Genomic DNA, 22,219 nt, shown 5'->3' with positions numbered 1-22,219 from the left:
TTTCCTCCTAGCCTGACCCCATGGACGTAAAACTCGCGCAGTGTTTCATCGCCGTCGACGATCACGACAAGGCGCTGGCCTTCTACCGTGACGTTCTCGGCCTGGAGGTCCACAACGACGTCTCGTTCGAGGGGATGCGATGGGTGACCGTCGGATCGCCGCAGCAGCCGGGGGTGGAGATCGTGCTGGAGCCGCCGGGCGCCAATCCGGACGCCTCCCCCGCCGACCGGCAGGCCATGGCCGAACTGCTCGCCAAGGGCATGCTGCGCGGGGTGATCTTCTCCACCACCGACTGCGACGCGCTGTACGAGCGGGTGCGGGAGTACGGCGGTGATGTGATCCAGGAGCCGATGGACCAGCACTGGGGCGTGCGGGACTGCGCGTTCCGGGATCCGGCGGGGAACCTGTTGCGTTTCACCGAGCGCCGGCCGGCCGCGTAGCACGCTTACGATCACCGCATGGCCATCCGCTGGACGTACGCCTTCGCCGACCGCCCCGCCGCGCATGTCGCCGCCGCCCAGGCGTTCTGGACGGCCGTCACCGGCACCTTCCTCTCCGCGCCCCGCGGCGAGGACGACGAGTTCGTGACGCTGCTGCCCGCGTCGGGCGTCGACGCCTGCGTCAAGCTTCAGGGCGTCGAGGCGGGGCCCGGCGGAGCTCACCTGGACCTCTGCGTCGAGGACGTGCCCGGCCTGGTGAAGCGGGCCCGGGCACTCGGCGCCGAGCCGGTCGCCGAGCACGACGGGTGGGCGGTCCTGCGCTCACCCGCCGGGCAGGCGTGGTGCGCCGTGACGTGGCACGGGGAGTCGGTGCGGCCGCCGGCCGTGGCGGGCAGCCGGCTCGACCAGGTCAGCCTCGACATCCCGCCGTCCGCGTACGAGACGGAGACCGCGTTCTGGGCGGAGCTGACCGGCTGGGAGCTGCTCACCGGCTCGCTGCCGGAGTTCCGGGTGCTGCGGCCACCGGCCGGCCTGCCCGTGCGGATCCTGCTGCAGCGGCTGGACGACGAACAGCCGGCCTCCGCCCACCTCGACCTGGCCTGCGCGGACATCCCGGCGACCCGCGCCCGGCACGAGGAACTCGGCGCCGCGCACGTGGCCGACGGCCGCCACTGGACGGTGATGCGCGACCCGGCGGGCGGCGTCTACTGCCTCACCGGCCGCGACCCTGAGACCGGCGGCCTCCCGAGCCGGGGCCGGTAGCCCGGGGCGACGGGCGGGATGCCGAGAGCCGAGTGCCCAGAGCCAGGCGGCAGGCGGCAGGCGGCTAGCCGGCCGGGTGCTGGGCCCAGGGTTCCACGTCCACCACGGCCGTGACCGGAATCGGTCCGTACACGTGCGGGAACTCCTCGCCGCCCGGCTTCGGCGCCTCCCACTTCACGGGGGCGCCGACCCGGGCCGGGTCCACGACCAGCACCACCAGCTCGTCCGGCCCGTCGTAGGAGCCGTACAGGAAGGCCGCCACGCGCGGGAGTTGGTCGCGGGTGGAGCAGTGGATGAAGCCCTCCTCCTGGAGGGTGCGGCCGCGGGTGGACATCTCGTAGCCGCCGCGCGCGCGGGCCTCTTCCCACAGGGAGCGTTCGGTGATGTGCAGGATGTTCGGGAGTGCCGTCATGCGGACACGCTACGACGTGGGCCGGCTCCCGGCGGATTCGGGCGGCGGGGACCGGGGCGGTGCCGCCTCCTGCGGGCGCTGCGGGCCGGGGTGCTCGGCGCAGTCGGGGTTGCGGCAGGGACCGGGACCCCAGACCGGAACCCAGGCACCCAGCGTCTTGTGCCGCCCCACCACACGCGCGACGGGCTGTCCGCAGACCCGACAGACCTGGTCCTGGCCGTCCATGCCACCAGCGTAGGCCGGGCCCGGCCTACGCGCCCGCCGCCGGTGGGCACCCCGGGCGCCCGGCAGGAGGCGTCCCGGCGGGAATCGGCGAGCCCCGCACACCGTGGGGATGTGCGGGACCCGTCGGACCGGAGCCCCCGGTCAACCGTGCGGGGTCAGGAGCCGCGCGGTCCCGGGGGCTCCGGGGTCTTCGCCTGTCTTCACCTGCTGCGCCGGGTCACGAACTCGGCGAGCGCGAGCAGCCCGCCGGCCGCTTCCGGGTCGGGCACGGCGCGGGCGAGTTCCTGCATCGCCCGTGCCATCCGGTCGGCCGCCTCGGCCTGCGCCCAGTCCCGGCCGCCCGCCCGCTCCACGGCCAGTGCGGCCCGCGCGATCTCGTCGGCGTCGGCCCGCACATGCGGCTTGGCGTACAGCTCGGCGAGGTCGGCGGCGGCCGGGGTGCCGGAGGTGAGGGCCGCGACGACCGGCAGCGACTTCTTGCGGGCGGCCAGGTCCGCGCCCGCCGGTTTGCCGGTGCGCCGGGGATCACCCCATATCCCGATGACGTCGTCGATCAGCTGGAAGGCCAGCCCGGCCTGGCGGCCGAAGCCGTCGAGCGCCGCCACCTCCGCCGCTCCCGCCCCCGCGTACAGCGCGCCCAGGGCGCAGGCGCAGCCCAGCAGCGCCCCGGTCTTGGCCTCGGCCATGGCGAGCACCTCGTCGAGGGTGACCTCGTGGGGCGCCCGGTCCTCCATGGCCGTGTCCGCGTGTTGTCCCGCGCACAGTTCGAGGACGCAGTCCGCGAGCCGGGCGGCCGCCGCCGCGGACGCCGGGTGCGGGTCCTCGGCGAGCAGCCGGAGGGCCAGCGCCTGGAGGGCGTCCCCGGCGAGGATCGCGTCGGCGTCGCCGAACACGGTCCACGCGGTGGGCCGGTGCCTGCGGGAGGTGTCCCGGTCCATGACGTCGTCGTGCAGCAGGGTGAAGTTGTGCACCAGCTCCACGGCGGCCGCGGCCCGTACGGCGGCCGCGCGGGCCGCCGGTCCGCCGAGCGCGTCGGCGGCGGCGAGGACCAGCGCCGGCCTGATGGCCTTGCCCGCGTCGCCGTCCGCCGGGGTGCCGTCCGCGCGCTCCCAGCCGAAGTGGTAACGCGCGATGTGCCGCATCGAACCGGGCAACGACCCTACGGCGGTGCGCAGTTCGGGGTCGACGGACGCCCGGACCCGCTCCAGTATCACCGCCGCCTCGGACCCGTCGAGCGACTCCGACCTCCCCGGCGGCGGCTGCGTGGCACGCTGCTGCCGCTCCGTCACGAACTCGGCCATGGCCTCCCCCTCGCGGAGTGCGCGTACGGTGGCGTCTCCGCCACGGCTCGGCACGTACCCCGAGGGTGTACCCGCCCCGGAGGGCGGGGACACGGCCACCAAGTGCGGAAGCGTCACCTCCAGCGGCCGATCTCGACGTTCTCCAGCACTCCGAGGGCGTCCGGGACCAGAACGGCGGCCGAGTAGTAGGCCGTGACCAGGTAACTGATGATGGCCTGCTCGTTGATGCCCATGAAGCGGACCGAGAGGCTCGGCTCGATCTCGTCGGGGATTCCGGACTGCCGCAGTCCGATGACGCCCTGGTTGTCCTCGCCGGTACGCATGGCGATGATCGAGGTGGTCCGGGCCTCGGTGACCGGGATCTTGTTGCAGGGGTAGATCGGGACTCCGCGCCAGGTCGGGATGCGGTTGCCGCCGATCTCGACGGTCTCCGGGACCAGTCCGCGCTTGTTGAGCTCACGCCCGAAGGCGGCGATCGCGCGCGGGTGGGCGAGGAAGAGCTTGGTGCCGCGCCGGCGGCTGAGCAGCTCGTCCATGTCGTCGGGGCTGGGCACGCCGTCGTGCGGCTGCAGCCGCTGGTCGTACTGGCAGTTGCTGAGCAGGCCGAACTCCCGGTTGTTGATGAGCTCGTGCTCCTGGCGCTCCTTCAACGCCTCGACGGTGAGCCGCAACTGGTGCTCGGTCTGGTTCATCGGCTGGTTGTAGAGGTCGGCCACGCGGGTGTGGATGCGCAGCACGGTCTGGGCGATGCTCAGCTCGTACTCACGCGGCCGCGCCTCGTAGTCGACGAAGGTGTGCGGGATGTCGGGCTCGCCGCTGTGACCGGCCGCGAGGGCGACCTCCTTCTCGCCGTACTTGTTGGTGCGCTGCTCGGGGATCGCGCGCAACTGGTGAAGGTGCTCGCGCAGTGAGTCGGCGCGCTCGGCGACCTGCTCGAAGTCCTGCCGGGACAGGGTCAGCACGGTGCAGGCCGTGTCGGCGCGGGCGGTGTACTCCCAGATGGCGTCCGGGTCGATCAGGCCCTGCTCGCCGAAGTAGGCGCCGTCGGCGAGGACGCCGAGCACCGCGTCGTCGCCGTAGGGGCCGGTGCCGATCTTCTCGACGCGGCCGTGGGCCAGCAGGTGGACCTCGTCCGTCCCGTTGCCGAACGAGGCGATGACCTCGCCCGGGGCGAAGTCGCGCTGCCGGCAGCGCTGGGCCAGTTCGGCCAGCACCTCCTCGTCCTCGTAGGACCGCAGGATGGGCAGCTCGCCCAGCTCCGCGGGGATGACCTCGACGCGGTCGCCGGTCTTCAGGAAGGTGATACGGCCGTCGCCGACCGTGTAGGTGAGCCGTCGGTTCACCCGGTACGTGCCGCCCTGGACGTCGACCCAGGGCAGTGTCCGCAGCAGCCAGCGGGAGCTGATCTCCTGCATCTGTGGCGCGGACTTGGTCGTGGTGGCCAGGTTCCGCGCTGCCGCCGTGTCCAGAGACTGCTGCGGCTTGCCCTGATCCGTGCGGACCTCTTCGCCTACCGACATAAGGAAATGCCCTCCCATACCTGCGGGGGCGCCGAACTGCCCACGCATCGGTCTCACGGGCCACCCTGTCATCACGGAGCGTGCCGACACCATTACCCGAAAGAGCGGGAATAGATCATCGCACTACTGGGCATGCCGACAAATCACCCCATCCGCCCTCTGCGACATACCGACTTGTCCAGATTGACTCGCACAAGATCCGAACACGTTCGAACAAGGCTGGCCCAGTAAGCCCGACTTCTGTAGAAAGTCCAGAAGATCTGGAAGATCCAGATAGTCGAGATGGTTCAGTTCGGATGCGAAGGAGGCGGTCATGGCCCCACCCATGTCCGCGGGTGCTTTCCTCGACGCGTTGCGGGCCGAGGGCGTCACGGTCGTCGAGGTCGGCGACTGGCGGGAGCACAACCGGAACCACAAGGGCCCCTGGGGGCCCGTCCACGGCGTGATGATCCACCACACGGTGACCCGCGGCGCCGGAGTCACGGTCCGGATCTGCCGCGACGGCCGACCGGACCTCCCCGGCCCGCTGTGCCACGGCGTCGTCACCAAGGACGGCACGGTGCACCTCGTCGGCTACGGCCGCGCCAATCACGCGGGCCCGGGCGACGACGACGTGCTGCGCGCGGTGATCGCCGAGAAGGCCCTGCCCCCGGACAACGAGGCGAACACCGACGGCAACCGGCACTTCTACGGCTTCGAGTGCGAGAACCTGGGCGACGGCGAGGACCCCTGGCCCGAGGCCCAGCTGGAGGCGGTCGAGAAGGTGGCCGCGGCGGTGTGCCGGCAGCACGGCTGGTCGGAGCGGTCGGTGATCGGGCACCTGGAGTGGCAGCCGGGCAAGGTGGACCCGCGCGGCTTCTCGATGGCCTGGCTGCGCGAGCGCGTCAGGGACCGGCTGAAGTGAGCCCGCGCGGCCGCTCCGGGCGACAATGACGACGTGACCAGCGCCGACATACTCGCCCCCCGGCTCCCCTCGCCGCTCCAGGAAGTGACCGACGACCGTTTCGACCGCCACGGCGTCCGTCTGCTCCTCAAGCGGGACGACCTGATCCATCCGGAGCTGATCGGCAACAAGTGGCGCAAGCTGGTCCCCAACATCGAGGCGGCGGCCGGCCGGCCGGTCCTCACCTTCGGCGGCGCGTACTCCAACCACCTGCGCGCCACAGCCGCCGCGGGCCGTCTCCTCGGCTTTCCGACGGTGGGGGTGGTGCGGGGCGAGGAACTGGCCGGACGGCCGCTGAACCCCTCGCTGGCGCGCTGCGCGGCCGACGGGATGCGGCTGCGCTTCGTCGACAGGCCGACGTACCGGCGCAAGGCCGAGCCTGAGGTGCTGGCCGGTCTGCTGCGGGCGGCGGGGGCCGAGGGCGCGTACGTGGTGCCGGAGGGCGGCAGCAACGCGGCCGCGGTACGCGGCTGCCGCGCCCTCGGTGCGGAGCTGCGGGGGCGGGCCGACATGGTGGCGGTCGCCTGTGGGACCGGGGGCACACTGGCCGGGCTGGCGGCCGGACTGGACGCGGAGCAGAGGGCGTTGGGGGTGCCGGTGCTGAGGGGCGGGTTCCTGGCGGGGGAGATACGGCGGTTGCAGGAGGAGGCGTTCGGGGGGCGGCGCGGGCGGTGGTCGCTCGACGAGCGGTTCCACTTCGGCGGGTACGGGCGTACGTCACCGGAACTCGACGCCTTCGCCGAGGACTTCGAGGAGCGGCACGGGGTGCGGGTGGAACGGCTGTATGTCGCGAAGTTGCTGTACGGGCTCGTCGAGCTGGCGCGGGAGGGCGGCCTGGGCCGGGACATGACCGTGGCGGCGGTGCTGACGGCCTGACCGGTGCCGGCTCATCCGGCCTCCCGGTACGCGGCCGCCTCCTCCAGGTCCAGCCGGCGCAGCAGGGTCCGCAGCATCTCGTCGTCGATGTAGCGGTGGTCGCGAAGCCGGACGAAGACCGTGCGTTCGGCGCTGATCATCTCGCGGGAGAGGCGGCGGTAGGTTTCGTCGACGGACTCGCCGGTGATCGGGTTGGTCTGGCCGAGGCGTTCCCAGACGGCGTTGCGGCGGCGCTCCAGGACCGAGCGGAGACGGTCGGCGAGCGGGGGCGGGAGTTCGTTGCGGTCGTCCGAGAGGAGCGCGTCGAGACGGGCCTCGGCCGCGCGGGAGGCCTGGGCCTGGGCGTTCGCCTCGGCGAGGGTCTCGGCCTGGATGTCCCGGGCCGGGAACCTCATCAGCCGGATCAGCGGGGCCAGGCTGAGGCCCTGCACCACGAGGGTGCCGATGACCGTCGTGAAGGTCAGGAACAGGATCAGGTTGCGCTGTGGGAAGGGGCCGCCGCCGTGCACGGTGAGCGGGATCGAGAAGGCGATGGCCAGCGAGACCACGCCCCGCATGGCCGCCCAGCCGGCCACGGCCGGGCTTCTCCAGGTGGGGTTGTCCTCCCGCTCCCGGATCCGCCGGGACAGCAGGCGCGGCAGGAAGGCCGCCGGGTAGATCCACGCGAACCGGGCCACCACCACGACCAGGAAGAGAGCGAACGCGTACCAGGCGGCGTCGATGCCCTCGTACGCGCCGAGGCCCTTGAGGACCACCGGCAGCTGCAGTCCGATCAGGGCGAAGACCGCCGACTCCAGCACGAACGCCACCATGCGCCACACGGCCTCCTCCTGGAGGCGGGTGGCGAAGTCGACCTCCCAGCCACGGTGGCCGAGATAGAGGGCGACCACCACGACCGCCAGCACGCCGGAGGCGTGGAACTGCTCGGCGACGCTGTAGGCGACGAACGGGATCAGCAGCGACAGCGTGTTCTGGAGCAGGGGCTCCTTCAGGTGCGTGCGCAGCCAGTGGATCGGCACCATCAGCACCCCGCCGACGATCACACCGCCGAACGCGGCCAGGAAGAACTCCCCGATGCCGTGGGCCCAGGAGGCGCCCTCGCCGACGGCGGCCGCGACGGCCACGCGGTAGGCGGTGATCGCCGTGGCGTCGTTCAGCAGGGACTCGCCCTGCAGGATCGTGGTGAGCCGGGACGGCAGCCCCACCCGGCGGGCGATCGCGGCGGCCGCGACCGCGTCCGTGGGCGCCACGACCGCGCCGAGCGCGAGCGCCGCGGGCAGCGGCAGCCCGGGCACGATGGCGTAGGCGGCCCAGCCGACGACGAACGTCGCGAAGAGCACGTACCCCACCGACAGCAGCGCCACCGGCCGCATGTTGGCCCGCAGGTCGAGATAGGAACTCTCGGTGCCCTCCTTGTACAGCAGCGGCGGCAGCACCAGCGGCAGCACGATCTCGGGGTCGAGGGTGTAGTCGGGGACCCCGGGAACGTACGACACCATCAGGCCGGCCGCGACCAGCAGCAGGGGCGCCGGCACCGGAGTGCGCCGGGCCGCACCCGCGATCGCGGCGCTCCCCGCCACCAGCAACAGCAGTGGCATCACGTCCATGATCCTCGCCCGCCCTCTTTTTTCGCGCGGCCACCCGCACACCCGTCGTAATCTGGCAATCATGAAACAGTGCACGCACCGCGACGCGCTGCCGCTCCCGGAACCCGAGCCACTGAACGAGACCTGCCCGGAGTGTCTCGCCAAGGGCTGGCACCCGGTACAGCTGCGGCTCTGTCTGACCTGTGGCCACGTCGCCTGCTGTGATTCGTCGCCGGGAAGACATGCGACGGGCCACCACGAGACGTCGGGTCACCCCGTGATGCGGACGTTCGAGCCCGGCGAGGACTGGCGCTGGTGCTTCGTCGACCACGTCCTCGTGTGACACTGCACTACGGCTGCTGAACACGACAGCACCGACGGTTCGACGGTTCGACGCCGGGGTACGTCAACCCGGCGCGCGCTCTTCCCAATTGGGCAAGGCAGACCTCTAGACACGGAGCGTATCCACAGGTTTACTGTGAGTGACGTCAGGGGGTCGGGGTCCGGGGGACAGAAAAGTTCGGAGCGCGGTAGCGTCACCGCTGAACCACGTAGTGCGTTACCCCCGGGGGGCGACCCTCGGCCCCGAAAAGCTTGTACCACCATGGAGGTGAGGGTGTCCCAGATCGCAGGCGAGCCCGCGACCCAGGACTTCGTGGAAGTCCGGCTGCCGGCTGCGGGTGCCTACCTGTCGGTGCTGCGCACGGCCACGGCCGGCCTCGCCGCCCGCTTGGACTTCACCCTGGACGAGATCGAGGATCTGCGCATCGCGGTCGACGAGGCCTGCGCGATCCTGCTCCAGCAGGCCGTTCCCGGCTCGGTGCTCAGCTGTGTCTTCCGCCTCGTCGACGACTCGCTGGAGGTCACGGTCTCCGCCCCGACCACCGACGGCCACGCCCCGTCGCGCGACACATTCGCCTGGACCGTGCTATCGGCCCTGGCGGGCAAGGTCTCGTCGGCCGTCGACGAGGACAAGACCGTGTCGATCAGCCTCTACAAACAGCGCGGCGCGGGACCCGGGCCGGCGTGAGGAACGAGGACGGGCCGGTGCGGGACGAAGAGCGCGGCACACGGGAGCTGCCGGCCGGGGGCGAAGGCCCCGGGGCCGGCTCCCGCCGCATGGCTGACGGCATCGACGGCATCCCGGAACAGGCCAGGCCGCACCCGGAGGACCCCTCCGCGCCGGTCGGTCTGGAGGGTGCCGTGCAGAGCGCGCCCCCGGAAGGGCGGAACGGGGTCGCGACCCCGAACCGCGCCGGGGCGAAAGCTCGTGGAAGGGCGACGGGCGGGACGATGAGCGAGCACGAGCGAAACGCCGACGACGAGGCGCTGGCCGCGGAGGTAGTGCACGCGCCCCAGCACGAACCTCAGGACCGCAGCGGCGCGCGCGCCCTGTTCGTCGAGCTGCGCGGACTGAAGGACGGCAGCGCCGAGTACGCGGAGCTGCGCAACCGGCTGGTCCGGATGCACCTGCCACTCGTGGAGCACCTGGCACGCCGGTTCCGCAACCGCGGCGAGCCGCTGGACGACCTCACCCAGGTCGCGACCATCGGCCTGATCAAGTCGGTCGACCGGTTCGACCCGGACCGGGGCGTGGAGTTCTCCACGTACGCCACCCCGACCGTGGTCGGCGAGATCAAGCGGCACTTCCGCGACAAGGGCTGGGCGGTCCGCGTCCCGCGCCGCCTCCAGGAGCTGCGCCTCGCGCTCACCACCGCCACGGCGGAGCTGTCCCAGCAGCACGGCCGCTCCCCCACGGTCCACGAGCTGGCCGAGAAGCTCGCCATCTCGGAGGAGGAGGTCCTGGAGGGCCTGGAGTCGGCCAACGCGTACTCCACGCTGTCCCTGGACGTCCCCGACACCGACGACGAGTCCCCGGCGGTGGCCGACACCCTCGGCGCGGAGGACGAGGCCCTGGAGGGCGTCGAATACCGCGAGTCCCTCAAGCCCCTGCTCGAAGACCTCCCGCCCCGAGAGAAGCGGATCCTTCTTCTCCGCTTCTTCGGCAACATGACCCAGTCCCAGATCGCCCAGGAGGTCGGCATCAGCCAGATGCACGTCTCCCGGCTGCTGGCCCGGACACTGGCTCAGTTGCGGGAGAAGCTGCTGGTGGAGGAGTAAATCGCCATGACGCCCCGCACTGGAGCGCCCCTTTGGGGGCGCGGGGCTGTATCAATGTGCGGCTCCGCCGCGTGGGCGACCAGGCCCCCACCGGCCCCGTAGATCAGCTACTGCGCCCGGGCCCCTTGATCCCAAGGGCCTGGGTAGTAGCGGAGTTCACCAGCAACACCAGAGAAGCCACCGCCACCACGGCGAGAGCGATCCCCACCGGAACCGCCACGCTGTCGGCCTGCAGCAGGTTGTACGCCACCGGCAACGCCATGATCTGCGTGATCACCGCCGGCCCCCGGCTCCAGCTCTTCCGCAGCAGCAGCCCGCGCGCGGCGAGCAAGGGCAGCAGCGCCAGCACGATCACGGTGACACCCCCGGTGACCGCCTGCCCCCGGTCGTCCGGATCCCCGGTCAGCCCGAGCGCGAGCATCCACACCCCGCCGGCCACCAGCGCGAGCCCTTCCAGCCCGGCCAGCGCAGCGGCGTACGTCAGCCGCCGCGGACGGGGGCCTTCGGTTCCGTCGGCCTTCACAGCCGTAGACGCATCGCTCACCCCAGAAGGGTAGCCCTCGGCTGACACCCGTAAGTGTTCAGGCTCACGCCCCTGTCTCTTACCGGATCCCTAACTCGGTCTGGGCCCGGTACTTTCCAGTAGGTACGCTGCAATCCATGCGTGCACTTCTCGTGGTCAATCCGGCGGCAACCACCACAAGCGCACGTAGGCGCGACGTCCTCATCCACGCGCTCGCGAGCGAAGTGAAGCTGGAGGCGGTCACCACCGAGTACCGCGGCCACGCCCGCGACCTGGCGCGGCTCGCGGCGGAGAGCGACGACATCGACCTCGTCGTGGCCCTCGGCGGCGACGGCACGGTCAACGAGGTGGTCAACGGCCTCCTTCACAACGGCCCCGACCCGGACCGGCTGCCCGGCCTCGCCGTGGTCCCCGGCGGCTCCACCAACGTCTTCGCCCGCGCCCTCGGACTGCCCAACGACCCGGTCGAGGCCACCGGCGACCTGCTGGACGCGCTGCGCGAGCAACGTCAGCGCCTCGTCGGCCTCGGACTGACCGCCGGCACGCCCGGCACCGAGGACGAGGCGGTCCCGGCCCGCTGGTTCACCTTCAACGCGGGGCTCGGCTTCGACGCCGGCGTGGTCGGCCGGGTCGAGCAGCAGCGTGAGCGCGGTAAGAAATCCACACACGCGCTCTACGTTCGCCAGGTCGTCCGGCAGTTCCTGGGTGAGCAGCACCGCCGGCACGGCACGATCACTCTTGAGCGGCCCGGCGCCGACCCGATAGACGATCTCGTCGTGGCGATAGTCTCGAACACCTCGCCCTGGACGTATCTCGGCAATCGCCCGATGTACACGTCGCCTAAGGCCTCGTTCGATAAAGGCATCGACGTGCTCGGTCTCAGCCGCCTGTCGACCGCCGCGGCTGCCCGTTATGGCACACAGTTGCTCACTTCGTCCCCCGAGCGCGGACCCCAGGGCAGGCATGCGGTGTCGCTGCACGATCTGGACCGGTTCACCTTGCATTCGAAGGTCCCCCTCCCCCTTCAGATGGACGGCGACCACCTAGGACTGCGCACGAGCGTGACGTTCACAGGCGTACGCAGTGCACTGCGTGTGATTGTGTGAGCGGAACGGGCTAAAGTCCTTTCACTCGAACGTTTAGGCCAGGATCCACCCCATGGAAGTACGGCTGTGACCCAGTCGACACCGAGGAATCAAAAAAAACTTTCCGGAAGGGGTTGTATCCGTCGCTGAGGTTTGCGAGGCTCTACGTGGCGATCGGGACGGCCCGCAAGACCGGCCTCCACTGATCACCGGAATCCCCCTTCAACTCACAGGACCCCTGCCAGGGAACCTGGCGGTCGGCCCTTCACTTGTTGAGGGATTCGTGAAAGCGTTCACATTCACAAGCAACGTGCATGTAATACCAAGGAGAGGTAGCAGCCATGGACTGGCGTCACAACGCCGTTTGCCGCGAGGAAGACCCCGAGCTCTTCTTCCCCATCGGCAACACCGGTCCTGCGCTGCTGCAGATCGAGGAAGCCAAGGCCGTCTGCCGTCGCTGCCCCGTTATGGATCAGTGTCTGCAGTGGGCGCTTGAGTCCGGTCAGGACTCCGGCGTCTGGGGTGGTCTCAGCGAGGACGAGCGTCGCGCGATGAAGCGCCGTGCCGCCCGCAACCGGGCCCGTCAGGCCACCGCCTGACAGTCCCACCCCTGGTGACAGCCTGAGCTTGGCGGCGCGTACAGCGAGTACGCATCTCCCGCCCCCGAGCCGCAGCGCGCAGTACCCCCGATGCGCTTAGACAAGAGCAGCAACGAGCGAGCAGCCCCGGACCCACCAGGTCCGGGGCTCTTTGCTGTGCCCGGCGCCCCGACCGGAGTCACTTCTGCGGCCGCACCGGCACGTCGAGGATCACCCGGGTCCCCCGCTCCGGCGCCGGCACCATGTCGAACGTGCCGCCCAACTCGCCCTCCACCAGCGTCCGTACGATCTGCAGGCCGAGGTTGCCGGAGCGCTGCGGGTCGAAGCCCTCGGGCAGACCGACGCCGTCGTCCTGGACGGTGACGAGCAACCGGGCCTCCTTGGTGGTTCCGCCGCGGACCGCCGTGACCTCGACGGTGCCGGTGTCGCCCTCGCGGAAGCCGTGTTCGAGGGCGTTCTGCAGGATCTCGGTGAGCACCATCGACAGCGGGGTGGCGACCTCGGCGTCGAGTATCCCGAAGCGGCCGGTGCGCCGGCCGGTGACCTTCCCGGGCGAGATCTCGGCGACCATGGCGAGCACCCGGTCCGCGATCTCGTCGAACTCCACCCGCTCGTCCAGGTTCTGAGACAGCGTCTCATGCACGATGGCGATGGAGCCGACCCGTCGGACGGCCTCCTCCAGGGCCTCCCGGCCGCGTTCCGACTCGATGCGCCGGGCCTGGAGCCGCAGCAGCGCGGCGACCGTCTGGAGGTTGTTCTTCACCCGGTGGTGGATCTCCCGGATGGTCGCGTCCTTGGTGATCAACTCCCGCTCGCGGCGCCGCAGTTCGGTGACGTCCCGGAGCAGCACCAGGGAACCGATGCGGGTCCCCTTGGGCTTGAGCGGGATGGCCCGGAACTGGATGACGCCGTCGTCCGACTCGATCTCGAACTCGCGCGGGGCCCAGCCGCTGGCGAGCTTGGCGAGCGCCTCGTCCACCGGCCCCTTGCTCGGGGCGAGTTCGGCGGTGGTCTGGCCCAGGTGGTGGCCGAGCAGGTCGGCGGCGAGACCGAGCCGGTGGTACGCGGAGAGGGCGTTCGGGGAGGCGTACTGGACGATACCGTCGCCGTCCACCCGGATCAGGCCGTCGCCGACCCGCGGTGAGGCGTCCATGTCGACCTGCTGGTTCGGGAACGGAAACGATCCGGCAGCGATCATCTGCGCCAGGTCGGAGGCGCTCTGCAGGTAGGTGAGCTCAAGGCGGCTCGGGGTGCGCACGGTCAGCAGGTTGGTGTTCCGGGCGATGACCCCGAGGATCCGGCCCTCGCGCCGCACCGGGATGGACTCGACCCGTACGGGGACCTCTTCGCGCCACTCCGGGTCGCCCTCACGGACGATCCGGCCCTCGTCCAGGGCGATGTCCAGCATGGGCCGGCGGCCGCGCGGGACCAGGTGGCCGACCATGTCGTCCTGGTAGGAGGTGGGGCCGGTGTTGGGGCGCATCTGCGCCACCGAGATGTACCGGGTGCCGTCCCGGGTGGGGACCCACAGGACCAGGTCGGCGAAGGAGAGGTCGGAGAGCAGCTGCCACTCCGAGACCAGCAGATGGAGCCACTCCAGGTCGGAGTCGCCGAGGGCGGTGTGCTGGCGGACCAGCTCGTTCATGGAGGGCACGTCTGTGAGCGTACCTGCGGTATGTGGATGGCCGAAAAACAGCGGACCACCAAGCGGGCCGGGGAAGAACGGCGGGCCCGGAAACACCCGCGGGCCGCGGCGCCTGAGAGGGACCCTCAACCCTCCCGGCACCGCAGCCCGGAGCAGCAACGGCCGTGGGGTGTGCGGTCCCGGTCGGCCGAAGGTGAGGAGCCGGGGCAGTCAGGGCAGAGAGCTCCGGTTCCTCGGTCCGCCTTCCTGTGCGGGGAAGACGGAAGAGTGTGACTGTGCGGTACGACTGGTGCCGTACTCATTCAGCACTCGTACGCAATTGTGGACTAGACCACGGGGTGTGTCCATGCGTTGGAGACTGTTCACAGTTGATCCGATCGCAGCGTAGCCCGCCGGAGGCGGCCGTGGGGCCCGATGTCCGGGGCAATTTCCCGCGACCCGGGGAGGGGGCTGCGGCGGGCCGTGGAAGTTTTCCCTGATTCACCCCATCCGACGCATTCACGTAACCTCGCACTTGTCCTCTTTCTCTGCGCCCGACCTGCGGGGACAGGGGTGGGTTCTGTTAGATTGGTCCCATCAGATTGGTCTAAACCACATAGACCTTCCAGACCCCCCAGCCCTCTTGAGAACGGCAGGCCCAGCGTGGAAGTTGTCATCGTTCCGGACGCCGCCGCGGGTGGCGAGCTGATCGCCGAGGCCATGGCGCAGCTGATCGGGCACAAGCCGGACGCGCTGCTCGGGGTGGCCACCGGCTCGACCCCGCTGCCCATCTACCAGGCGCTCACCGCCAAGGTCCGCGCCGGTTCCGTGGACACCTCGCGGGTGCGCATAGCCCAGCTCGACGAGTACGTGGGGCTGCCGGCCGAGCATCCGGAGTCCTACCGGTCGGTGCTGCGGCGCGAGGTGCTGGAGCCGCTCGGGATCGGGATGGACGCGTTCCTCGGCCCGGACGGTGCGGCCGAGGACGTGCGGGCCGCCTGCGAGGCCTACGACGCGGAGCTGGCGCGGGCGGGCGGCGTGGATCTGCAGTTGCTCGGGATCGGGACCGACGGGCACATCGGGTTCAACGAGCCGTGTTCCTCGCTGGCCTCGCGGACCCGGATCAAGACGCTGACCGAGCAGACGCGGGTCGACAACGCACGGTTCTTCGACGGGGACATCGCGCAGGTGCCGCACCACGTCATCACCCAGGGGATCGGGACGATCCTGGAGGCGCGCCATCTGGTGCTGCTGGCCACGGGTGAGGGCAAGGCCGACGCGGTCGCGGCCACGGTGGAGGGGCCGGTCGCCGCCGTGTGCCCGGCGTCGGCGCTGCAGCTGCATCCGCATGCCACGGTGGTCGTCGACGAGGGTGCCGCGTCGAAGCTGAAGTTCGCCGACTACTTCCGGTACACCTTTGCCAACAAGCCGGCGTGGCAGGGGATTTGAGGCCGGCCGGACCTGCCGGGTTCGGTTTCGTCACGGACTGACCGTAGTGGTGGGTTGCTCGCGCCCACGCGGCGGAGCCGCACATCGGTACAGCCCCGCGCCCCTTCGGGGGCGCGGGGAACGAGGGGGTAGGTTGCCCGTCATGACTGTCTTGGGAAGCGACGTCTGGCCGCCTCACCCGATCAAGACCGAGCGGCTCGTGCTGCGTGAGTGCGAGGCGCGGGACCGCGCGGGGGTCATCGAATTGAACACCTCGCCGGAGGTCGGCACCTATCTCGGTGGCCCCCGCCCGCGTGCCGAACTCGAACGCACGGTGCCCGAGGTGCCCGGGCGGCGCCCCGGATTCTTCGTGGTCGAGCTCGACGGAGCGATGATCGGCACGATCGAGCTCAACCCACAGGACCCGGAGGCTCCGGCCAACCGCCGGGAGGCCGCGGAGCTTCACCTCGGCTACCTGTTCCTGCCGGGTGCGTGGGGACACGGATACGCCACCGAGGCCTGCGCGGCGGCGCTCGACTGGTTCTCCGGCGTGCTTCCCGGTGAGCCGGTGGCGCTCTACACCCAGACCGCCAACATCCGCTCGATGCGCCTCGCGGCGAAGCTCGGCTTCACCGAGCTGGAGCGATTCCGGGCGTGGGACGCCGAGCAGTGGTTCGGCGTGTGGTCCCCGGCCCGGTGACCGTGCCGGGGCCGAGGACCACCCGAGTGGGACGCGCTACGCGCCGACGCCCGCGATGACCTCGGCCGCCGCCACCCCGCACACCCGTGCCGCACCGTGTGTCGCGATGTACAGGGGACCCCGGGGCGCGGCCTGCGGCAGGCCCATCTCCACCACGATCGTGTCGGGGCGGGCCTTGAGCAGGGTGTCCAGGGCCCTGGTCATCCAGGGGTGCCGGTGTTCGTCGCGTACCACCGCGACGACCCGGCGCTCCCCCGCCGCCACGATCGCCGCCCGGCCCGCGTCCTCGCCCGTGAAACTGCCGGTCTCGGTGCCGGGCACGAGGCGGGTAAGTTCGGCGGACACGCCCCAGGGCGTCTCCGCACCCACGGCGATGTTGGTCTCGGGGGTGAGGGAGGCGACGAAGAGGGGCTCGGCCGGTGGCGTGCAAGGGTCGACGCGCGTCACATGAAGCGCGCGCCGGGCGGCGACGAGGCCGATGTCCGTGAGAGCCGGGTCCGGATGGGCCGCCGGCGCCGTGGCCGTCCAGCTCGCCAGTGCCCGTACCCGCCGCGCCGCATCCGCCAGGCGCTCCTCGGGGAGTTCACCGGAGCGGACCGCCGCGACCAGGGCGTCGCGCAGCCGGCGTACCGTCTCGTCGTCCGAGAGTCCGCCGCCCACACAGATCGCGTCGGCTCCGGCGGCGATCGCCAGGACGGTGCCGTGTTCGATGCCGTAGGCCCCGGCGATGGCCTGCATCTCGATGCCGTCGGTGACGATCAGGCCGTCGTAGCCGAGTTCGCCGCGCAGGAGGTCGGTGAGGACGCGGTGGGACAGCGTCCCGGGCCGGGACGGGTCCAGGGCGGGGACCAGGATGTGCGCGCTCATCACCGCACGGGTGCCGGCCGCGATGGCGGCGCGGAAGGGGACCAGCTCGCGGACGTGCAGGATGTCGGCGCTCGCGTCGATGCGGGGCACGGCGAGGTGGGAGTCGACGGCCGTGTCGCCGTGGCCCGGGAAGTGCTTGGTGCAGGCCGCCACTCCGGCCGCCTGGAGGCCGGTGACGTAGGCGGCCGTGTGGCGGGCGACCAGGTCCTGGTCTGCGCCGAAGGAGCGGACGCCGATGACCGGGTTGGCGGAGTTCGAGTTCACGTCGGCGGACGGGGCCCAGTTGAGGTTCACCCCGCAGGCCGCGAGACGGCGGCCCAGTTCGAGGGCGACCTGCCGGGTCAGCTCCGGGTCGTCGACGGCGCCGAGGGCGTGGTTGCCGGGGAAGGAGGAGCCGGTGCGCACCTCAAGGCGGGTGACGTCACCGCCCTCCTCGTCGATCGCCACCAGGACGTCGTCCCGCTCGGCACGCAACTGGGCGGTGAGAGCGGCGAGTTGCTCGGACGAGACGATGTTGCGGCCGAACACGCCCACGGAGGCGAGGCCTTCGCCGAGCCGGCGCAGCAGCCAGTCGGGGGCGGTGGTGCCGGTGAAGCCCGGCTGGAGGACGGTCAGCGCGTCGCGCGTGATTCGGTCTTTCGAATTGAACGCAGCCGTACCGCTGGCGAATGTCGTCATCGGATGGGGTTATCCCTTCACGGCGCCCGCGGTGAGGCCCGCGGCCATCTTGCGCTGGACGAGGAGGAAGAGGACGACGATCGGCACGGCCATCATCGTGGCGCCGGCCATCATCGGGGCGTATTCGGTGCCGTGCTTCGTGGAGAAGTTGGCGAGCCAGACGGTCGCGGTCTGGTGCTCCTGGCTGAGCAGCATCAGGGCGTAGAGGTACTCGTTCCAGGCCTGGATGAAGGCGTAGACCGAGGTGGCGACCATGCCGGGGGCGAGCAGCGGGAAGACCACGCGGATGAAGGCGCCGGTGCGGGAGCAGCCGTCGACCATGGCGGCCTCCTCCAGCTCCTTCGGGATGTTGACGATGAAGCCGCGCAGGGTCCACACCGTGAACGGCAGGATGAAGGTGAGGTAGGTGATGATCAGGCCACTGAGCTTGTCGTACTGGTCCAGGTCGTTGAGGAGCAGGAAGACCGGGATGATCATGGCGACCAGCGGGATCATCTGGACGGCGAGGATGCCGACGATCACGACCTTCCGGCCGCGGAACGCGAACCGGGAGATGGCGAGGGCGGCCAGCAGGCCGATGACCATGCCGATCACGACGACCGAGAGGGAGACGATCAGGCTGCGGCCGACCGGGCCCCAGAAGTCGGCGATGTCCAGCGCGCGGCGGAAGTTGGACAGGGTGATGCCGGTGGGCAGCAGGCTCGGGTCCGGGTCGATGGCGTCCTTCGCCGGCTTGAACGCCGTGTTGACCATCCAGTAGACGGGGAAGCCGGCGACGACGAAGACGAGGAGGCCGAGGAGGTTCCAGCCGGCCTTCGACTTCTTGCGGCCGGAGGTGGTGCGGCCGGGGGTGGCGACGGTGCTCATTCGACCTCTCCGATCTTCAGCATCTGGCGCATGTACACGGCGACGACACCGAGCAGGAGGAGCACGGTGAGCAGGGCGATCGCGGAGCCCTGTCCGTAGTCGTTGACCACGAAGGCGCGGTCGTAGGAGTAGGTGGTCAGCAGCTGGAACTCGGGCTCGGGGTGGCCGCCGCGCATCACGAAGACCTGCGGGAAGACGCCCATGTCCCAGATGACCGACAGCGTCGTGAGCATCACGATGATGGGCTTGAGGATGGGGAGCGTGACGTAGCGGAACACGCCCCAGGCGCCCGCCCCGTCGAGCCGCGCCGCCTCCTCCAGTTCCTTGGGGACCTGGGTCAGACCGGCGCTCAGCGTGATGACCACGAAGGGCACGGCCCCCCACACCACCAGGAGCATGATCACGGCCAGCCCCTGCGGTCCGCTGGCGAACCAGTTGTGGCCGATCATGTCGATGCCGGGGACCTTGCTGAGCAGGGCGTTGAGGATGCCGTAGTCGGAGTCGAAGAGCCACTTGAAGAGCGTGGTGGCGACGACGACGGGCATGCCCCAGCTCGCCACCAGCACGATGTTGACCAGCGTCTTCACCCAGCCGGAGACGCGCTGCAGCAGCAGGGCGATGAGCATGCCGACCACCATGGTGAAGACCACGCAGCCGACGGCGAAGATGATCGTGCGCAGCACGACCTGCCAGAACTCGCTGTCGTCCAGCACTTTGGAGAAGTTCCCGAAACCGACCCACTCGGCCGGCTTGAACCCCCACAGCTGGGACTGCCCGAACTCCTGGAAGGAGAGGGTGACCAGCCGGTAGAGGGGATAGCCGAGGACGAGCCCGAGGATCGCGAGACAGGGCGCGAGCAGCAGCCAGGGCACGGCGGGGCCGCCGGAACGCCGGTTCGCGCGTGGTCTTTGCGGGGAGTCCGGTGGCGGTGCCGGCACCTTGGCGGGTGTGGTCGTATCAACGGCACTCATCGTGCGCTCCTCAAGCAGATCGAGAGAGGCCGACAGCCGCGCGCCCCTCAGGGGCGCGGGGAACTGCGCGACCAGCCGCAACGGACCGGGACCAGCCCACCGGCCCGACGCGGCACTTTCCGAAATCACCCACCGGCCGGACCTGACCCCCCCGTCGGCCAGGCCCGGCCGCAGGCCACTAGTTGGTGCTGTTGATGACCTTGTCGATGGCCGCGTCGGCCTCCTTGGCCGCCGCCTGGACCGTCTCCTTGCCGGTGCCGATGTTCTGCAGCATGTTCTGCAGCACCTGCGCCTTCTCGACCTGGCCCCAGCCCGGCGCCATCGGCACGAACCAGTTGGACGCGGCCGCCTCGGCCGGCACCGCGGTCGCCGGGTCGCTCTTCAGCGTCGCGAGGTCGGTCTTGTTGTTGGGCAGGTTGCCCTTGGCCATCAGGCCCTTCTGGCCGGAGGGGCCGGTGAACGCGTTGATCCACTCGGCGGCGACGGCCTGCGCCTTGGACTTCACCGGGATGGCCAGGTCGGAGCCGCCCAGGAAGACCGGCATGTTCTTGCCGGACGGGCCGGGCATCACGAAGTTGACGAGGTTGTTCTTCAGCTTGCCGCCGGTCTTGTCGTTCTTCGGGTCGGCCGCGGTCGCGCCCTCCCAGGCGGCACCGAAGATCATGGCCGACTTGCCCTGGCCGTAGACGATGTAGCGGTCGGACTCGTCCTTGGTCTTGTCACCGTGCATGTACTTGTCGATGACGTTCTTGAACTCGGTGAGGCCCTTGATGGACTCGGCCGAGGAGAGGTTGCCCTGCCACTTGCCGCCGTTCTCCACGGCGATGGAGCCGCCGGCGTCGTAGACGAAGGACATGGCCGCGTACCAGTCACGGGTGGGCTGGTACCAGGCGCTGAACTTGTCGCCTTCCTTCTTCTGGATCTTGCCCAGGTCGGCGGTCAGTTCGGTGTAGGTCTTCGGCGTGGTCTTGATGCCGGCCGAGGCGGCGATGTCCTTGCGCCAGTTGGCGACGCGGCCACCGGCGTAGTACGGCACGCCGTAGGTCTTGCCCTGGTAGGTGACGGAGGCCTTGAGGCCGTCGAGCCACTGGTCGGAGTTGGTGAACTGGGATGCGTCGACGGGGGCGAAGGCGCCCTTGACCATGTAGCTGAGCATCTCGGTGTTGCCCATCTCGACCACGTCGGGGGCCTTGTCCGTGGCGAGGACGGCGTCCAGCTTGGCGTTCTTGTCCGGCCAGCCGTAGTACTCGTGGTTGATCTTGATGCCGGGGTGCTTCTTCTGCACGGCGGCGTCGGCGGCCTTCACCAGTTCGGGCCAGTTGTTCTGCGCGTCCACCGTGAGCCAGACGGTCAGCTCCTTGGCGTCCGAGCCCTGGGACTTGTTGTCGTCCTTGTTGTCGCTGCCACACGCCGCGATGGAGAAGACCATGCCCGCGATACCAATCGCGGCTATCAGCTTGCGCTTCACGCCACCCTCCTCAGGGATGCCACAAACCCCCCTGCCTCCCCGCACGAGCGTTGGGCCGGGACCTGGACCAATGGTGTAGACCAGTGCGGGAAGCTTGACCGAGACCAGCAGGCCTGTCAAGGGTGGTCGAAACCCCTCCGACCAGCCGTTATGCGACCTACATATGCAGGAACCTTTAAGTAAGAACCCCTCGAAAACCCAGGGCGCGGACGAGACAATTCCGGTAGACCACTCCGGCGGTGGACTAGACCAGAACAGCGCGCGACGGTATACAGAGGGGATCACGCAGCGTGCAGGGCGAATCCCGGTACGCTGCCGTGCCACGAGGCGAGCAGCACCGGAGCCGGGAAGGCGGAGCATGAGCACCGACGTCAGCAGTGCGGAGAACGAGAGCGGGACAGCCGTCCGTACCGCGCGCGTGCCCAAGTACTACCGCCTGAAGAAGCACCTGCTCGAAATGACCGAGACACAGACCCCCGGCACCCCGGTCCCGCCCGAGCGCACTCTGGCCGCCGAGTTCGACACCTCCCGCACCACCGTCCGCCAGGCCCTCCAGGAGCTGGTCGTCGAGGGCCGTCTTGAGCGCATCCAGGGCAAGGGCACCTTCGTCGCCAAGCCCAAGGTCTCCCAGGCGCTCCAGCTCACCTCGTACACCGAGGACATGCGCGCCCAGGGTCTGGAACCGACCTCTCAGCTGCTGGACATCGGCTACATCACCGCCGACGACCGGCTCGCCGGCCTGCTCGACATAAGTGCCGGCGGCCGGGTGCTGCGCATCGAGCGGCTGCGCATGGCCAACGGCGAGCCCATGGCCATCGAGACCACCCACCTGAGCGCCAAGCGGTTCCCCGCCCTGCGCCGCTCCCTCGTCAAGTACACGTCCCTCTACACCGCCCTCGCCGAGGTGTACGACGTCCATCTCGCCGAGGCCGAGGAGACCATCGAGACCTCGCTGGCGACTCCGCGCGAGGCCGGCCTGCTCGGCACCGACGTGGGCCTGCCGATGCTGATGCTCTCCCGGCACTCCCTGGACCACGAGGGCCAGCCGGTGGAATGGGTCCGCTCGGTGTACCGCGGCGACCGCTACAAGTTCGTGGCGAGGCTCAAGCGGCCTGCGGAATGAGCCCCGGCCCGCCGTCGGGTCCAGGACTGAAGGCCCCTCACAGCCGTGTCTCCTGACATCGCGTCACCCTTCTCCACCAAATCGACATACCGATATGCGG

Annotated in this window: 22 protein-coding genes; 12 read left to right on the top strand and 10 right to left on the bottom strand. The window is 70.3% G+C overall.

The window, feature by feature from the left end; genetic code table 11:
• Positions 1 to 20 precede the first annotated feature (20 nt).
• Together OHB00_RS33780 and OHB00_RS33775 are read left to right on the top strand one after the other, a co-directional pair.
• Positions 21 to 440 carry a VOC family protein gene (locus tag OHB00_RS33780; RefSeq protein ID WP_406440431.1) on the top strand — a complete coding sequence of 140 codons (420 nt, stop codon included), beginning with the start codon at positions 21 to 23 and terminating at the stop codon, positions 438 to 440.
• A gap of 18 nt (positions 441 to 458) precedes the next feature.
• Positions 459 to 1,202 (top strand): VOC family protein, encoded by a 744-nt coding sequence (locus OHB00_RS33775; RefSeq protein WP_406440429.1) that lies wholly within the window; start codon positions 459 to 461, stop codon positions 1,200 to 1,202.
• 64 nt (positions 1,203 to 1,266) lie between these two features.
• Here OHB00_RS33775 and OHB00_RS33770 read toward each other — a convergent pair whose 3' ends face one another.
• The 3 genes from OHB00_RS33770 to OHB00_RS33760 form a co-directional block, all read right to left on the bottom strand.
• Positions 1,267 to 1,614, bottom strand: a complete 348-nt coding sequence (locus OHB00_RS33770; RefSeq protein WP_406440427.1) for a DUF952 domain-containing protein — start codon at positions 1,612 to 1,614, stop codon at positions 1,267 to 1,269.
• A 425-nt stretch (positions 1,615 to 2,039) separates the two neighbouring features.
• Positions 2,040 to 3,140: a family 2 encapsulin nanocompartment cargo protein polyprenyl transferase gene (locus tag OHB00_RS33765; RefSeq protein ID WP_406440425.1), complete on the bottom strand. Its 1,101-nt coding sequence runs from the start codon at positions 3,138 to 3,140 to the stop codon at positions 2,040 to 2,042.
• 113 nt (positions 3,141 to 3,253) lie between these two features.
• Positions 3,254 to 4,660 (bottom strand): family 2B encapsulin nanocompartment shell protein, encoded by a 1,407-nt coding sequence (locus tag OHB00_RS33760; RefSeq protein ID WP_406440423.1) that lies wholly within the window; start codon positions 4,658 to 4,660, stop codon positions 3,254 to 3,256.
• A gap of 313 nt (positions 4,661 to 4,973) precedes the next feature.
• Between OHB00_RS33760 and OHB00_RS33755 the strand changes: the two genes are divergently transcribed.
• Together OHB00_RS33755 and OHB00_RS33750 are read left to right on the top strand one after the other, a co-directional pair.
• Positions 4,974 to 5,564 (top strand): N-acetylmuramoyl-L-alanine amidase, encoded by a 591-nt coding sequence (locus OHB00_RS33755; RefSeq protein ID WP_406440421.1) that lies wholly within the window; start codon positions 4,974 to 4,976, stop codon positions 5,562 to 5,564.
• Positions 5,565 to 5,597: 33 nt separating this feature from the next.
• Positions 5,598 to 6,479: a 1-aminocyclopropane-1-carboxylate deaminase/D-cysteine desulfhydrase gene (locus tag OHB00_RS33750; RefSeq protein WP_406440419.1), complete on the top strand. Its 882-nt coding sequence runs from the start codon at positions 5,598 to 5,600 to the stop codon at positions 6,477 to 6,479.
• Between the two features lie 11 nt (positions 6,480 to 6,490).
• Here the strand turns inward: OHB00_RS33750 and OHB00_RS33745 are convergent, their stop codons facing one another.
• A complete protein-coding gene (locus OHB00_RS33745; RefSeq protein WP_406440417.1) occupies positions 6,491 to 8,086 on the bottom strand; it encodes a Na+/H+ antiporter in 1,596 nt (531 codons plus the stop codon).
• A gap of 61 nt (positions 8,087 to 8,147) precedes the next feature.
• On the opposite strand from OHB00_RS33745, the gene OHB00_RS33740 reads away from it, so the two are divergent.
• From OHB00_RS33740 to OHB00_RS33730, 3 genes are all read left to right on the top strand, one after another.
• Positions 8,148 to 8,408, top strand: coding sequence for a UBP-type zinc finger domain-containing protein (locus OHB00_RS33740; protein ID WP_181805639.1), 261 nt, complete (start codon positions 8,148 to 8,150; stop codon positions 8,406 to 8,408).
• A 273-nt stretch (positions 8,409 to 8,681) separates the two neighbouring features.
• Positions 8,682 to 9,095 carry an anti-sigma regulatory factor gene (locus tag OHB00_RS33735; RefSeq protein ID WP_004925829.1) on the top strand — a complete coding sequence of 138 codons (414 nt, stop codon included), beginning with the start codon at positions 8,682 to 8,684 and terminating at the stop codon, positions 9,093 to 9,095.
• Positions 9,092 to 10,186, top strand: a complete 1,095-nt coding sequence (locus OHB00_RS33730) for an RNA polymerase sigma factor SigF (RefSeq protein ID WP_406440415.1) — start codon at positions 9,092 to 9,094, stop codon at positions 10,184 to 10,186. The genes OHB00_RS33735 and OHB00_RS33730 overlap by 4 nt, the downstream gene beginning before the upstream one ends.
• Before the next feature lie 103 nt (positions 10,187 to 10,289).
• Here the strand turns inward: OHB00_RS33730 and OHB00_RS33725 are convergent, their stop codons facing one another.
• Positions 10,290 to 10,730 (bottom strand): hypothetical protein, encoded by a 441-nt coding sequence (locus tag OHB00_RS33725; RefSeq protein WP_406440413.1) that lies wholly within the window; start codon positions 10,728 to 10,730, stop codon positions 10,290 to 10,292.
• Between the two features lie 116 nt (positions 10,731 to 10,846).
• On the opposite strand from OHB00_RS33725, the gene OHB00_RS33720 reads away from it, so the two are divergent.
• A complete protein-coding gene (locus OHB00_RS33720) occupies positions 10,847 to 11,815 on the top strand; it encodes a diacylglycerol/lipid kinase family protein (protein ID WP_406440411.1) in 969 nt (322 codons plus the stop codon).
• 320 nt (positions 11,816 to 12,135) lie between these two features.
• The gene (locus OHB00_RS33715) at positions 12,136 to 12,393 is read left to right on the top strand and encodes a WhiB family transcriptional regulator (RefSeq protein WP_010353616.1); all 258 of its coding nucleotides are present in this window, start codon (positions 12,136 to 12,138) and stop codon (positions 12,391 to 12,393) included.
• Positions 12,394 to 12,571: 178 nt separating this feature from the next.
• Here OHB00_RS33715 and OHB00_RS33710 read toward each other — a convergent pair whose 3' ends face one another.
• Entirely contained in the window at positions 12,572 to 14,038 is a 1,467-nt protein-coding gene (locus OHB00_RS33710; RefSeq protein WP_406446107.1) for a sensor histidine kinase, read from the bottom strand.
• 642 nt (positions 14,039 to 14,680) lie between these two features.
• Here OHB00_RS33710 and nagB point away from each other — a divergent pair.
• Positions 14,681 to 15,466 carry a glucosamine-6-phosphate deaminase gene (gene nagB, locus OHB00_RS33705; protein WP_406440409.1) on the top strand — a complete coding sequence of 262 codons (786 nt, stop codon included), beginning with the start codon at positions 14,681 to 14,683 and terminating at the stop codon, positions 15,464 to 15,466.
• Positions 15,467 to 15,608: 142 nt separating this feature from the next.
• A complete protein-coding gene (locus OHB00_RS33700; RefSeq protein WP_406440407.1) occupies positions 15,609 to 16,145 on the top strand; it encodes a GNAT family N-acetyltransferase in 537 nt (178 codons plus the stop codon).
• Between the two features lie 36 nt (positions 16,146 to 16,181).
• Here the strand turns inward: OHB00_RS33700 and OHB00_RS33695 are convergent, their stop codons facing one another.
• The 4 genes from OHB00_RS33695 to OHB00_RS33680 all read right to left on the bottom strand — a co-directional run bounded on the left by OHB00_RS33695 (position 16,182) and on the right by OHB00_RS33680 (position 20,996).
• The gene (locus tag OHB00_RS33695; RefSeq protein WP_406440405.1) at positions 16,182 to 17,690 is read right to left on the bottom strand and encodes a glycoside hydrolase family 3 protein; all 1,509 of its coding nucleotides are present in this window, start codon (positions 17,688 to 17,690) and stop codon (positions 16,182 to 16,184) included.
• Between the two features lie 9 nt (positions 17,691 to 17,699).
• Complete coding sequence (locus OHB00_RS33690) at positions 17,700 to 18,557, bottom strand: carbohydrate ABC transporter permease (RefSeq protein ID WP_406440403.1); 858 nt, start codon at positions 18,555 to 18,557, stop codon at positions 17,700 to 17,702.
• On the bottom strand, positions 18,554 to 19,528 hold the full coding sequence (locus tag OHB00_RS33685) for a carbohydrate ABC transporter permease (RefSeq protein WP_406440402.1): 975 nt from the start codon (positions 19,526 to 19,528) through the stop codon (positions 18,554 to 18,556). The genes OHB00_RS33690 and OHB00_RS33685 overlap by 4 nt, the downstream gene beginning before the upstream one ends.
• A gap of 178 nt (positions 19,529 to 19,706) precedes the next feature.
• On the bottom strand, positions 19,707 to 20,996 hold the full coding sequence (locus OHB00_RS33680) for an extracellular solute-binding protein (RefSeq protein ID WP_406440400.1): 1,290 nt from the start codon (positions 20,994 to 20,996) through the stop codon (positions 19,707 to 19,709).
• Positions 20,997 to 21,354: 358 nt separating this feature from the next.
• On the opposite strand from OHB00_RS33680, the gene OHB00_RS33675 reads away from it, so the two are divergent.
• Positions 21,355 to 22,119 (top strand): GntR family transcriptional regulator, encoded by a 765-nt coding sequence (locus OHB00_RS33675; RefSeq protein ID WP_406440398.1) that lies wholly within the window; start codon positions 21,355 to 21,357, stop codon positions 22,117 to 22,119.
• Positions 22,120 to 22,219: the final 100 nt, after the last annotated feature.

Origin of the sequence: Streptomyces sp. NBC_00631 (assembly GCF_045206895.1) — a bacterium.
In the GTDB taxonomy this organism is placed as follows: domain Bacteria; phylum Actinomycetota; class Actinomycetes; order Streptomycetales; family Streptomycetaceae; genus Streptomyces.
The sequence above is the reverse complement of the archived record's forward strand: the minus strand, read 5'-3'. Positions and strand labels throughout refer to the sequence as shown.

Bases quoted from the DNA above. Each gene is read 5' to 3' on its own strand.
- OHB00_RS33715 (WP_010353616.1), top strand. From the start codon at position 12,136: ATGGACTGGCGTCACAACGCCGTTTGCCGCGAGGAAGACCCCGAGCTC.
- OHB00_RS33760 (WP_406440423.1), bottom strand. From the start codon at position 4,660: ATGTCGGTAGGCGAAGAGGTCCGCACGGATCAGGGCAAGCCGCAGCAG.
- OHB00_RS33710 (WP_406446107.1), bottom strand. From the start codon at position 14,038: ATGAACGAGCTGGTCCGCCAGCACACCGCCCTCGGCGACTCCGACCTG.
- OHB00_RS33685 (WP_406440402.1), bottom strand. From the start codon at position 19,528: ATGAGTGCCGTTGATACGACCACACCCGCCAAGGTGCCGGCACCGCCA.
- OHB00_RS33765 (WP_406440425.1), bottom strand. From the start codon at position 3,140: ATGGCCGAGTTCGTGACGGAGCGGCAGCAGCGTGCCACGCAGCCGCCG.
- OHB00_RS33780 (WP_406440431.1), top strand. From the start codon at position 21: ATGGACGTAAAACTCGCGCAGTGTTTCATCGCCGTCGACGATCACGAC.
- OHB00_RS33700 (WP_406440407.1), top strand. From the start codon at position 15,609: ATGACTGTCTTGGGAAGCGACGTCTGGCCGCCTCACCCGATCAAGACC.
- OHB00_RS33770 (WP_406440427.1), bottom strand. From the start codon at position 1,614: ATGACGGCACTCCCGAACATCCTGCACATCACCGAACGCTCCCTGTGG.
- OHB00_RS33775 (WP_406440429.1), top strand. From the start codon at position 459: ATGGCCATCCGCTGGACGTACGCCTTCGCCGACCGCCCCGCCGCGCAT.
- OHB00_RS33695 (WP_406440405.1), bottom strand. From the start codon at position 17,690: ATGACGACATTCGCCAGCGGTACGGCTGCGTTCAATTCGAAAGACCGA.
- OHB00_RS33690 (WP_406440403.1), bottom strand. From the start codon at position 18,557: ATGAGCACCGTCGCCACCCCCGGCCGCACCACCTCCGGCCGCAAGAAG.
- OHB00_RS33745 (WP_406440417.1), bottom strand. From the start codon at position 8,086: ATGGACGTGATGCCACTGCTGTTGCTGGTGGCGGGGAGCGCCGCGATC.
- OHB00_RS33740 (WP_181805639.1), top strand. From the start codon at position 8,148: ATGAAACAGTGCACGCACCGCGACGCGCTGCCGCTCCCGGAACCCGAG.
- OHB00_RS33755 (WP_406440421.1), top strand. From the start codon at position 4,974: ATGGCCCCACCCATGTCCGCGGGTGCTTTCCTCGACGCGTTGCGGGCC.
- OHB00_RS33720 (WP_406440411.1), top strand. From the start codon at position 10,847: ATGCGTGCACTTCTCGTGGTCAATCCGGCGGCAACCACCACAAGCGCA.
- OHB00_RS33675 (WP_406440398.1), top strand. From the start codon at position 21,355: ATGAGCACCGACGTCAGCAGTGCGGAGAACGAGAGCGGGACAGCCGTC.